This window comes from Thiomonas sp. (assembly GCF_054608695.1).
Map to the genome: position 1 here is coordinate 1 of NZ_JBTRXV010000114.1, position 10,243 is coordinate 10,243.

17 protein-coding genes are annotated in these 10,243 nt (G+C 61.2%); 9 read left to right on the forward strand and 8 right to left on the reverse strand.

What is annotated here, in order from left to right:
* Positions 1–277: hypothetical protein (locus tag ACYCUK_RS21490; RefSeq protein ID WP_461596670.1), on the reverse strand; the 277-nt coding region annotated here is incomplete at its 3' end.
* A gap of 1,395 nt (positions 278–1,672) precedes the next feature.
* Between ACYCUK_RS21490 and relB the strand changes: the two genes are divergently transcribed.
* The 8 genes from relB to ACYCUK_RS21530 all read left to right on the forward strand — a co-directional run bounded on the left by relB (position 1,673) and on the right by ACYCUK_RS21530 (position 5,103).
* A complete protein-coding gene (gene relB, locus ACYCUK_RS21495) occupies positions 1,673–1,900 on the forward strand; it encodes a type II toxin-antitoxin system RelB family antitoxin (RefSeq protein ID WP_461596671.1) in 228 nt (75 codons plus the stop codon).
* On the forward strand, positions 1,884–2,225 hold the full coding sequence (locus tag ACYCUK_RS21500; RefSeq protein WP_461596672.1) for a type II toxin-antitoxin system RelE family toxin: 342 nt from the start codon (positions 1,884–1,886) through the stop codon (positions 2,223–2,225). Before relB ends, ACYCUK_RS21500 begins: the two co-directional genes overlap by 17 nt.
* A 160-nt stretch (positions 2,226–2,385) precedes the next feature.
* Positions 2,386–2,766: a clan AA aspartic protease gene (locus ACYCUK_RS21505; RefSeq protein WP_461596673.1), complete on the forward strand. Its 381-nt coding sequence runs from the start codon at positions 2,386–2,388 to the stop codon at positions 2,764–2,766.
* 291 nt (positions 2,767–3,057) lie between these two features.
* Positions 3,058–3,573 (forward strand): type II toxin-antitoxin system HicB family antitoxin, encoded by a 516-nt coding sequence (locus ACYCUK_RS21510; RefSeq protein ID WP_461596674.1) that lies wholly within the window; start codon positions 3,058–3,060, stop codon positions 3,571–3,573.
* Positions 3,542–3,988, forward strand: coding sequence for a DUF29 domain-containing protein (locus ACYCUK_RS21515; RefSeq protein ID WP_461596675.1), 447 nt, complete (start codon positions 3,542–3,544; stop codon positions 3,986–3,988). The genes ACYCUK_RS21510 and ACYCUK_RS21515 overlap by 32 nt, the downstream gene beginning before the upstream one ends.
* Positions 3,989–4,109: 121 nt before the next feature.
* A complete protein-coding gene (locus ACYCUK_RS21520) occupies positions 4,110–4,361 on the forward strand; it encodes an AbrB/MazE/SpoVT family DNA-binding domain-containing protein (protein WP_461596676.1) in 252 nt (83 codons plus the stop codon).
* Between the two features lie 161 nt (positions 4,362–4,522).
* The gene (locus ACYCUK_RS21525) at positions 4,523–4,777 is read left to right on the forward strand and encodes a FitA-like ribbon-helix-helix domain-containing protein (protein ID WP_461596686.1); all 255 of its coding nucleotides are present in this window, start codon (positions 4,523–4,525) and stop codon (positions 4,775–4,777) included.
* Positions 4,774–5,103: a PIN domain-containing protein gene (locus ACYCUK_RS21530; RefSeq protein ID WP_461596677.1), complete on the forward strand. Its 330-nt coding sequence runs from the start codon at positions 4,774–4,776 to the stop codon at positions 5,101–5,103. The genes ACYCUK_RS21525 and ACYCUK_RS21530 overlap by 4 nt, the downstream gene beginning before the upstream one ends.
* Before the next feature lie 442 nt (positions 5,104–5,545).
* Here the strand turns inward: ACYCUK_RS21530 and ACYCUK_RS21535 are convergent, their stop codons facing one another.
* The 7 genes from ACYCUK_RS21535 to ACYCUK_RS21565 form a co-directional block, all read right to left on the reverse strand.
* Positions 5,546–5,722: a hypothetical protein gene (locus ACYCUK_RS21535; RefSeq protein ID WP_461596678.1), complete on the reverse strand. Its 177-nt coding sequence runs from the start codon at positions 5,720–5,722 to the stop codon at positions 5,546–5,548.
* Positions 5,700–5,954 carry a hypothetical protein gene (locus ACYCUK_RS21540; protein ID WP_461596679.1) on the reverse strand — a complete coding sequence of 85 codons (255 nt, stop codon included), beginning with the start codon at positions 5,952–5,954 and terminating at the stop codon, positions 5,700–5,702. The genes ACYCUK_RS21535 and ACYCUK_RS21540 overlap by 23 nt, the downstream gene beginning before the upstream one ends.
* On the reverse strand, positions 5,941–6,123 hold the full coding sequence (locus tag ACYCUK_RS21545; protein ID WP_461596680.1) for a hypothetical protein: 183 nt from the start codon (positions 6,121–6,123) through the stop codon (positions 5,941–5,943). The genes ACYCUK_RS21540 and ACYCUK_RS21545 overlap by 14 nt, the downstream gene beginning before the upstream one ends.
* A 197-nt stretch (positions 6,124–6,320) precedes the next feature.
* Positions 6,321–7,373 carry a hypothetical protein gene (locus ACYCUK_RS21550; protein WP_461596681.1) on the reverse strand — a complete coding sequence of 351 codons (1,053 nt, stop codon included), beginning with the start codon at positions 7,371–7,373 and terminating at the stop codon, positions 6,321–6,323.
* A gap of 14 nt (positions 7,374–7,387) precedes the next feature.
* On the reverse strand, positions 7,388–8,110 hold the full coding sequence (locus ACYCUK_RS21555) for a hypothetical protein (protein ID WP_461596682.1): 723 nt from the start codon (positions 8,108–8,110) through the stop codon (positions 7,388–7,390).
* Positions 8,111–8,134: 24 nt separating this feature from the next.
* Positions 8,135–8,422, reverse strand: a complete 288-nt coding sequence (locus tag ACYCUK_RS21560) for a hypothetical protein (protein WP_461596683.1) — start codon at positions 8,420–8,422, stop codon at positions 8,135–8,137.
* Positions 8,423–8,445: 23 nt separating this feature from the next.
* Entirely contained in the window at positions 8,446–8,598 is a 153-nt protein-coding gene (locus tag ACYCUK_RS21565) for a hypothetical protein (protein ID WP_461596684.1), read from the reverse strand.
* A 432-nt stretch (positions 8,599–9,030) separates the two neighbouring features.
* Between ACYCUK_RS21565 and iscB the strand changes: the two genes are divergently transcribed.
* Positions 9,031–10,243, forward strand: a 1,213-nt coding sequence (gene iscB, locus ACYCUK_RS21570) for an RNA-guided endonuclease IscB (protein WP_461596685.1), incomplete at its 3' end; no start/stop codon positions are given.

Consider the following 10,243-nt stretch of genomic DNA (forward strand, 5'->3'; position numbering starts at 1 on the left):
CCACGTCTTTTTCAGTGATGTACCAGTCCCAAGATGGGGTGAAGTAGTGCAGGTGCGCCACGGCGTCCAGGCCCTGGCCATCGGTCTCGTAGCTCTTGGGCATGGTGGCGATGATGCCGGCCAGTTCTACCACCTTGGCTCGGAAAAACTGCTGTTCTTCGCTGTTCCGGCATCCATCGGCCAGCGCGTCGATCTGCGCCCGGCCCATGAAGTCATGCAGGGCGGGGAAGGCTTCGGCGGCGTCGCGGAGGCTGTAGGTCTTGATGGCGTTGTTCATGGTGTTGTTCTCCTGTGCTGTGGGTAGAGTTCGGCCAAAAGCCTGCTCTTGGGGAGCCCCCTCTAGCCCGCGCGGCGATGAGCGCATCAAAGAGACTGGAAACGCGGATTGAGCCTCCCCCGTTTCCGGGTTTGGCGCCGTCCTGCTCCCGCTTTCGCCTCCCTCACCCAAAGGGGGAGGCGCAAAGCGGGAGCAGGACGATCAGCGCCACGGAACGGGGGTGTCGCGGTGGAAGGGAGAAAAATCCCGGCTCGGAGGCCCAAGAAGCGAGGCGTGACTGACGCAGGAAGGCGCGACTTGCTGGGACGGAGAGCCGACCGCATGGATTGTCGCCCTGCCCCATGGATGCGGTCTGTCGCAACGATGGCGATGGCCCTCGCGATGGTCTGGAGAGGGCAGGAAATAGATCCCCGTTACCGTTTCAGGCGATCCACCCTGTACGACTGGCTCCGGCCGATCATCCCCGATGACCTGGTGACAAGGCTCCGGGCCATAGAAGGCCGCTACGCGACGAACTACACCGGGCAGGGGGAAGAAAGGCCACCAACGTCGAGAAACGCGACCAGGCGCGATCTATGCGCGACGGCTAGGCATCCTTCCGCGAGATCGCCGCACAGATTGGCGTAAGCAAGAGCGCCATCGAAAAGTGGTGCCGCGAAGGTGTCCACTAATCGCCCGCCTTGTATATCCCCCGGGAGGGTCAGGCCCGGGCCTTCATCGGAGCGCGAGAGCTTGGCATCCATGATCTGGCCGGAATGTGCGCCGTGGTTTTGTCGCTCACTCCGGCCAGCTTCTACAAAATGGCAAGGCCAAACCACCGTTGGCCCTGGTCAGAAGTCCACGAGGAGACCAGAGGTAGCCCGCAGGGTCTCCAGTGGACCCCCTGGAGGCGTCCACAGGGCGACCGGAGGGCATCCTGTGGGCGTATTCAGGTAGCCCTGTGGGCGACCATGGGGCATCTTCAACCCGCCCGCCCACAAACTCCACCGCCTCGTGGACGGCTGGCCGATGGCCACCAGCCGGGCCACGCCCCGGCTTGCCGCCCACAACCCGCGCCACCGCCGGCCCTTGTCGAGGCCTTCGTCGCGCGGGCTTCGGGCCGTGGATTTTGTGGACGGGCTATCAATCTTCCCCGAGCCACGCGGATCGCACGACCGCCAATCTGGAAATGCGGGCTTACGAGATCTGGGGCAACCGGCGCAAAAGGCTCGGGCCGGGAGCCTCACCAGAAGCGAAATCTCAAGCACCGCTGACAGGACCTGCGGGGGCGGCGAAGGCGACGGAAGACGCCATGGTTTTCGTCCCGGAATGAACCGGCTGCGGCGGCCACACCATTTTTGATCTTTACGCGGAACGCGCCTAAAGTGTTGTAAACATATCGAACCGAGAAGCGCCATGCCCATATCCATCAGATTGCCGGAAGAGGTTGAACGCAGGCTCAACGAACTGGCCGCTAAAACTGGCCGCAGCAAAACCTTCTATGCGACCGAGGCCATCCTGGAACATCTGGACGACATCGAGGATTTATACCTGGCCGAGCAGGAGTTAACCGAAATTCGCGCTGGTCGCAGCCAGACATACTCTTTGGAAGAGGTGGAGGGCAGTCTTGGTCTGGCAGATTAGGTTCAGCGAGACTTCCAGAAAGTGTCTTGCGAATCTGGATAAACCGATCACCAAACGTATTACGGCGTTTTTGCGCGAGCGTGTAGCCGTACTGGACGACCCCCGCGCCATCGGCGAGGCCCTGAAAGGCCCTCTCCTGGGCGAGTTTTGGAAATATCGCGCGGGTGATTACCGGATCATCAGCACCATCGAGGACGCGGCCTTGTGCATCCTCGTGGTGCGGGTTGGCAACTCGCTGCCCGCGACGCTGGCGAAGAGCGCACGCGGCGAAGACGTGCATCGCGCCCAGGATGCGAAGGACCTATTCCGGCAATTGGGTATCTGATAGGCGGGTGGCGACCGCGTCGCCAGTCGAGTTAGATCTCTCGACATTATGGCAGCACGCGCAGGCCACAGCCGCAGAGATTGAAGCCCCGACTACACAGCCTGGGCTTAGTCGTGGGAGGATTCACACTGGCAAGAAATCAGGCGACGAGGATGATGATATGGGAATAACGCACACAACGATCACACTTGGCAATCCTGTAAAGCGGGAGCTTGCCCCACTTGAGGTCAACGCCCTGGCGGATACTGGAGCGCTGCACCTGTGCATTCCGCAGCATGTGGCGATCCAGTTGGATCTCCAGGAACAGGAGAAGCGGGAGGTCACGCTGGCGGATGGTTCCAGACTCCAGGTGCCGTATGTCGGGCCTGTAGAGATTCACTTTGGAAATCGGCGCTGTTTCGTTGGCGCCATGGTGATGGGCGACGAGGCGCTATTGGGCGCTATCCCGATGGAGGATATGGATCTGGTGGTGCGCCCCATGACGCGGGAGGTGATGGTCAATCCGTCCAGCCCAAACATTCCGTCATCCCTGGCAAAATAGAATGCAATCTTTCCACGCTATCGTTCCATGGTGTGACTGCCAAGGATAGAATGAGGGAAGCAAGGGCGCATGGCCGAAGCGTTGCGGATGCCGGGAGATTGACCATGGACCACGTTGGATACATACCAGGGTTAGTAGTAATCACTCTTTTCACTGTGATTTTCGGTGCCGCGGTTATGTGGGACAAGCGGAAGCTCTACGAGAACCACGACCATCCCACTTCGCGAAAGGACCAAACCCAGGCTCCATCTCCAGATGCGCCCGGGTTGAAGCGAAGTAAGGAGTGAAGACATGGGTCCAATGACGCTATTCACCGTGCTTATGGTATCCGTGGCCTCCATTCTGGTGGGTGGCATCCGGTTCTCCCATTGGTGGTACGAACGGGAGAATAAAACCCAATTCGATGGGCACACCGTCCGCCTCTGGCTGAACGAGGACGGCGACTGGGCGGTAGCCATCGAGGATATGCCGACCGTGTCCGCCTTTGGGAAGACGCCAACCGACGCGCTGCGCGACTTGGCAGCCGCATGGGCGGAAGTCAGGGATGGCTTCCGGCAACGCGGGGAACCCGCGCCAGCCCCTTCCCATGCGGATCCATCCCCCGCGAGGGACGACATCAAGGCGCAAATCGCAGAGATCGTTGGCGCTCAGACGCAAATGAACGAGCGTTTCCGCGATCACGCGGCGCGCATTCTCGATCTGTCCAGCCGCCTCGAAGCGGATAGGCAAGCTCTGGATGATGCCGTGGCGAGAGTGGAATCCAGGATGGACCACATTGAAACCAGACGCGCCAGGCAGCCTCTATAACCAGGATTTTCACGCATGGACGCAAGAGCAGGCAGCGGCTTTGCGACACTATCAGCCCGCCTGGATGGATTGGGAAAACGCCGCCGATGAACTGGAATCCATGGGGAAGTGGGATCGCCGCGAGGTTGAAAGACGTATCGGTGTCATTCTGATGCACCTGATGAAGTGGGGATGGCAATCCGAGAAGCGTTCCTCTGGCTGGCGATCCACCATCGTCATCCAACGCAAGGACTTGGCCAAAATCCTGGAACAGTCCCCCAGCCTGCGCCAATGCGCCATTGAGGCCATCGCCAAGGAGTGGCAGGATGCAAGACGCATCGCTTCCATCGAAACAGGACTCCCGATAGCCCGGTTCCCTCGCGACCCATCCTGGGGACTGGATGCGCAGGTCTTGGCCGATTGGTGGCCAGAATGAACCGGATACACCTTGCTGGAGACGGATTTTTGGGACGAATTGTTCTCCTAGCCTTTGCCTGCCAGGAGGCGAGGCCTGGTGGTCTTTGCACGACGAGGGCGAGGATTGAGGGGAGGGTGCCATGCCCACATTGACTGTTACCGCACGGGGACAAGTGACATTTCGGAAGGACGTACTGCAACACCTCGGCATCAGGCCAGGCGACAAGATCGAGCTGGACTTACTGCCAGATGGTCGGGGCGTACTCAAAGCGGCGCGGCCCGCTGGGACGATATCCAGCTTCGTCGGCCTGCTCGCGGGCAGGACGCAGAAGGTTGCCACCATCGAAGAAATCAACGAGGCGGCTGCGCAAGGATGGGCAGGCAAGAAATGAAGGTCGCAGTAGATACCAATGTCCTTGTGCGTGCTGTTGTACGCGACGATCCCGTACAAGCGAATGTTGCCGCCACGGTCTTGACCGACGCCGAGTTGATCGCGGTCGCGTTGCCGTGCCTATGCGAACATGCGGTGAAATCATTTTCCCAAGGTGATGCAATGGCACTGCTGATAGTACGCAATCTGCCCGACGATGTGCACCGCGCGTTACGGGTGCGGGCCGCTCAACATGGGCACAGCACCGAGGCTGAGGTCCGCGAGATTCTGGCAATGGCGGTCAAGCCGGAGGCGCGTGTTCGCGTGGGTGAGGCCCTGGCGGCATTGGGCCGCAAGATCGGCCTGACCAACGAGGATTTTGAGATCTTCGACCGAGTAAAAGACAAGACGCCGGCCGAGCCGCTGAGGTTTGAATGATCGTCCTCGATACCAACGTCGTTTCCGAGGCGATGAAACCCGAGCCGCACCCGGCCGTGCGGGCCTGGCTGAACGATCAAGCTGCCGAAACGCTATACCTGTCCAGCGTGACGCTGGCCGACTACTGTATCGAGGCGCTGGCCAGCGCCTGGGCGCGTATCACGGAGAAAACTAGCCGTCCCGCCCCGATGTCCCGCCGGACGCCAGGCGCAGTTCGTGCCAGAATGTTTCGGCCTGGAGCACGGCGTCGAGTTGGTGGCCCTGATAGGCCTTGCGGGCCGGATCCTGCGCCTGCGGTCTGGGCCGGAAGGGGTCGTCCTCGATGATCCGCAGGTACTTGCCGAGGACTTCGTTCAGGCAGTGCTGGCAAAAATCCCCCTCCACCAGATTGCCGTCCCCAAAGACGCTGCCGTAGCCGGCGCGAAAACGGATGACGATCCTTTCGGAATGTTCGCAGCCGGAATCCTCGGGCAGCATCTCCCGCCCGCAGCGGTCGCAGCGGACACCTTCCTCCTGGATGATCTTCTCTCGATGAAAACGCATGGATGGGCTCCTTTTCCAAACAACAGGCCGTCTCCCCGCCCGGAAGGGGCGGTGCGGCCAGGGAAGGAGCCTCATGAAGAGGTGGAATCACCTTAGCGCGGCGGATCGCCGATGACAAGCGGGGCGGGCCGCGAAAATACCGAAACCCTATCAGACCAGTCAGACAAGTTCCGAAAAAAGAGCCGGCGGAATCCGCCGGCCATGGCCGTCATGAAAGCCCGATCATCAGGAGTCTTTGGGCCAGACCCCATCTTTCAAGAGATACCGCATGGCCATCCTGCGCCGGTATCCGGTCACGTAGCGGGCTTCGTCGGGGGCTTTGCCCATCGCCTTGTCGGCCATCTCGCGGGTGATGAGCCAAACGGCGACCCGATCCGGCTCAGAGAGCTGTTTCGGTCGCATCGCCGCCGCCCTTCCCATCGCGGGATTCCCGCCGGTCCTTGACCAGGCCGTGCAGCTTGGCGATGCCCTGGATCTCGATCTCCAGGACGTCGTCGTCCAGAGAGAACACCCCGGCCCCCTCCATGGCGCGGCAAATCCGCGCACGCCGCTTCTCCATGGCCTTGGCCGCCGTGATCTTCGCCTCCAGGTCGGCCTTCATCTTTTCCAGCTTTTTGACGTCATTCCCCGCCATTTTCAGCCTCCTTGCCCGGCCACATTGGCCTCTTCATGGGTCTTGCCGCTGCGGTTGCGATTACCGCCGCCGCAAAAGCGTCGCCATTGTTCGCCTTATCGTCGATTTCACGACGAAAAAAAACGTCCGTCAGATACTTCTGTGCTGATACTTTCCAGAATTTGTCCATTTCACTTCTCCTTTAAAGTGAGGCAGGGAAATTCCTACCCAAAATGCGGGGCGGCGGAATTGCCGCCCTCATCTCTTACTATCGCCATTCAAAAACGGGGCTACTTTTTGGTGATGGGCGAAAAACTGCCGCCGCGATCTTGGCCTCCAGGTCGGCCTTCATCTTTTCCAGCTTTTTGACGTCATTCCCCGCCATTTTCAGCCTCCTTGCCCGGCCACATTGGCCTCTTCATGCGTTTTGCCGCTCACGCCCTCGCGCTCGCTCCGCCCCAGACTCCGGCTCTCGCCCAGGGAACGGCTGACGTTCCGCGAGAAGGACAGACTGACCTCCCTTCCCGAGATCCTGCCGTCGCCCAGCCATTTCACGCCGTCCTGGGTGACGCTCAGACCGGACGGGCCGCCGACGTAGGTAGCGCCGCCGATCCTGAAGCCCATCGCGCCGCCGTCGGGGATCGATCCAGACCCGTTGATGGTCACCCCCTGGCCGACGACCGTCGCCTTCGCCAGATTCCACATCCGGGCCAGAGCGTAGGATGGGATTTCATAAAAGGCCTTCACAATCTGGATCCGCGCCTCTCGCTGTCCCGACAAGGCGGTTTTGGGCAGGGAGTAATACAGCCTGGTCAGGAGGAGATTGGAGAACTGCGCCGTCTCGGCGAGCCCGTGCGCGAAGTTGTCGTCCTTGGGCTCGTTGAACCCATTCCTCCACCCCATGATCGGCATGGCCGATCCGAAGATCGTGGCCACGCCGGCGGCATAGTGGATACACAAGGATTGGGGATTGCGCCGGTATGCCGCCAACTCGGCCTTCGCGATCCCCGCGTCCGCCCCGCCTCCGGCGGCCTCCCTCTTCAACTTCGCGACGGCGAATTTTTCATTGAGGCACGGGGTGGCGGAAAAGGCGTAGGGATACCCGACCAGCACGGCGCTTTTCTTCAACGGGGCGAGGCCCATTTTCGCGGCGGCGGTGCCGTCCACGATGGCCCAGCCCAAGTTGGGATTCAGCACGGCGCCGCGCGGTTTCCCGGCATCGACGCTCCGCCGCAGGGCGGAGACCAGAATCGGCACCGCCGGCTCCTTGATCTCCAAGGCCGCCTGCCGCTGAGTGTTCACGTCCATCTTCTTCTCGACGCCGGACGACTGCTCGGTGCCGTTCGTGTTCTCCGAGCCGCTGCCCACCGTGCTCTTGCTGCACCCGGACAAGGCCGCCGCAAGGGCGGCGGCCACCAGGAATAATGACCGTTTTTTCATGTCTCCTCCCGCTCTCATCTGACGTAGCTGGCCATCACCCGGCATTTCAGACCTTGAAACCGCTTCGACATCCGGCAGTATCTGGTCTGGACCATATCGGATGCTCCCCCGGCGCCGGCGAGCAAGTCCATGCTCGACCACGGCGTGGACAACGGGATTCGGATTTCCCCCTGCCCACTGGCGCTGTCAAGCGCCAGGCCACCCAAATGCGTCGCCCGAGCGGTCCACTTGCCCGTCGGGTAGAAGCGGTAGGGCGCCATCTGCCCGACGAGAGTCGGCGACACTATGTTCCTGGTGTAACTCCCATCATGTTCGGCCAGTGCCCGTATTCTCCTGGGCGCGTCGCGGAGCGGGAGAGAAAATCCCCCCGTCTCCGAACAGGCGATGGTCCCCATCGCGTCGGAATCAACATGGCAATCCGTCTCCAATACCACGAAATTCCCCATCCTGCGCAGAACTCTTTCTCCGACTTTGAACTTGAGCCGGGGATATTTGATGACGACGTCGCCGGTCCCGGCGCAATATTGGCGATTTCCGCTCATCGCCGAGCACTTTCCCTTCCATCGCCCGATGGGAACTTCGGCGTAGTATGGAGTTCCGGCGGCGGGCTTCGCCGGGAAGTTCTCCGCCATGGCTCCAAGGGGCCCCGTGTTCCGATCCAATCCGCTCGTCGCCGCGAGGGAAGAGCAGGAGAAGAGAGTCGCCGAAATAGCTGCCACCAACATAACGTGTTTCATGATGTCTCCTTGAAATAAAGTGGTTTAATGCAAAATGGATGACGCCACCTTGTCTTGGGCGGCCCCGGTGCTTTGCTGCACGGACTGGAGGTTCCGGCGCTGCTTTTCCGCCTCGCCGCAGACGCGGGCGATCCGCGCCGCGTCCAAGGCCTTTCGCTGGGCGCTTTCACTCCCCAGGCTGCGGTCATAGGTCGCATCGAACCGCGCCCCGGAGCACCGCTGCGCGGCCTCCATGGCGGTTTGCTGCGCCTGGTTCTCCTTGTTGCTCTGAATGAAGAGCCAGACGGCCAGCAGGCCCGTGATCAGCAACAAGAAAATGGGCAGAGGACCGCCCTTCACAGCCATCCCCCGACCTTGGATCCAAGCCACATGCCCGCGATCGCCGCCCAGGTCCAGGGCGACGCCAGCAGCGACAGCAGGATGTGCCCCGCCGGGCTCCGCCGGAATTCAAACCACAACCACTCGATCGTTCCCATTTTATCGTTCATGACCGACTCCTTTTTTTTGCCGAGAAAGCCGAATTGCCTCCTCACCCCTATTCCCCCATGAGGCGAAATTTTTTGGGATTGGGCGCGACAGCATCCGCCGCTCCGGCGAAATATTTCGCCTCATGGGGGAATAGGGTATGCAACGGCCCTGGTGCCGCTCGCCGTTCCCTCAAGGAGCAAGGGCTTCAAAGCCCTTTGGGCGGCCAGGGAAAGCCGTAACCAGTCGGCTACGTTTGCAACAGGTCGTCGAGACGCACTGGCGGATGCTTCCTCAGTCCGCCGCCCTGCAAGGCGGAGATCATGCTGGCGAAAGGCAAAGCGCCGAAGGTTTCAGCCACACCCAAAAGGTGGAGCCGGTTGCAGACATTCCCGAGGGGAGACGGGCCGCAAGGCCCGCGTTACAGGGCCCGTAAGGGCCAGAAGGAGGCAGTGATGGCAGTATTCGTGCTCGACAAAAGGAAGAAGCCGCTGATGCCGTGTTCGGAAAAACGCGCCCGGCTGCTGTTGGAACGTGGCCGGGCGGTGGTGCATAGGATCCGCCCATTCGTCATTCGGCTCAAAGACCGGGTTGGCGGTGAAACCCAGCCGCTGCGACTCAAGATGGATCCCGGCGGCAAGACGACGGGGCTGGCCCTGGTGCGTGAGAAGGAAATAATGGCCGAAGATGAGAGCCGCCATGTGGCGATCGTGCTCATGCTCATGGAGCTCATTCATCGCGGAGAGACCATCCACAAGGCGCTGAAACAGCGGAATGAGCATCGCCGATCCCGGCGCGGCAAGCTCCGCTACCGCGCCCCGAGACACGCCAATCGCACCCGCCCCGCCGGCTGGCTCCCCCCATCTCTGCGGCATCGCGTGGAAACGACAATGACGTGGGTGGAGAGAATTCGCCGCTGGGCGCCGGTCCAAGCGCTATCGCAGGAGGTGGTCCGATTCGATATGCAGGCCATGGAGAACCCGGAAATTCGCGGCGTCGAGTATCAGAAAGGTCCATTGGCCGGCTACGAGGTCCGGGAATATCTGCTGGAAAAGTGGGGCAGGCGATGCGCCTACTGCGACGCGGAGAATGTTCCTTTGGAGATCGACCACATCCAACCCCGCAGCCTGGGCGGCAGCGATCGGGTCAGCAACCGCACCTTGGCCTGCATCCCCTGCAATCAGAAAAAAGGCAATCGGGACGCGCGGGACTTTCTTGCCGATGATCCCCGGCGCCTGGCTCGAATCGAGGCACACCGCAAGGCGCCTTTGCGGGACGCGGCTGCGGTCAACAGCACCAGATGGGCGCTATGGCAACGGCTGGCGGGAACAGGGTTGCCCGTGGAGTCGGCCAGCGGCGGCAGGACAAAATGGAACAGAGAGCGTTTCGGGATCCCGAAAAGTCATTGCCACGACGCCGCTTGCGTGGGGCATGTGGACGCCGTTTTTGGCTGGCGACAACATCCAGTCCTACGCATAAAGGCCGCGGGGCGCGGCAGATATCAACGGACAATCTTGACGCGGTACGGTTTTCCGCGTGCCTACAAAACGAGGGAAAAGCGCCTTTTCGGCTTTCAGACATGGGACATAGTCCAAGCGAAGGTACCGGCTGGGAAGAACAAGGGCAGTTACCTGGGCCGGGTGACCGTCAGGGCGAACGGCATATTCA

Coding starts and splice junctions, on each gene's coding strand:
- relB (WP_461596671.1), top strand. CDS start 1,673: ATGCCCATATCCATCAGATTGCCGGAAGAGGTTGAACGCAGGCTCAAC.
- ACYCUK_RS21505 (WP_461596673.1), top strand. CDS start 2,386: ATGGGAATAACGCACACAACGATCACACTTGGCAATCCTGTAAAGCGG.
- ACYCUK_RS21510 (WP_461596674.1), top strand. CDS start 3,058: ATGGGTCCAATGACGCTATTCACCGTGCTTATGGTATCCGTGGCCTCC.
- ACYCUK_RS21520 (WP_461596676.1), top strand. CDS start 4,110: ATGCCCACATTGACTGTTACCGCACGGGGACAAGTGACATTTCGGAAG.
- ACYCUK_RS21525 (WP_461596686.1), top strand. CDS start 4,523: ATGGCACTGCTGATAGTACGCAATCTGCCCGACGATGTGCACCGCGCG.
- ACYCUK_RS21530 (WP_461596677.1), top strand. CDS start 4,774: ATGATCGTCCTCGATACCAACGTCGTTTCCGAGGCGATGAAACCCGAG.
- ACYCUK_RS21535 (WP_461596678.1), bottom strand. CDS start 5,722: ATGCGACCGAAACAGCTCTCTGAGCCGGATCGGGTCGCCGTTTGGCTC.
- ACYCUK_RS21540 (WP_461596679.1), bottom strand. CDS start 5,954: ATGGCGGGGAATGACGTCAAAAAGCTGGAAAAGATGAAGGCCGACCTG.
- ACYCUK_RS21545 (WP_461596680.1), bottom strand. CDS start 6,123: ATGGACAAATTCTGGAAAGTATCAGCACAGAAGTATCTGACGGACGTT.
- ACYCUK_RS21550 (WP_461596681.1), bottom strand. CDS start 7,373: ATGAAAAAACGGTCATTATTCCTGGTGGCCGCCGCCCTTGCGGCGGCC.
- ACYCUK_RS21555 (WP_461596682.1), bottom strand. CDS start 8,110: ATGAAACACGTTATGTTGGTGGCAGCTATTTCGGCGACTCTCTTCTCC.
- ACYCUK_RS21565 (WP_461596684.1), bottom strand. CDS start 8,598: ATGAACGATAAAATGGGAACGATCGAGTGGTTGTGGTTTGAATTCCGG.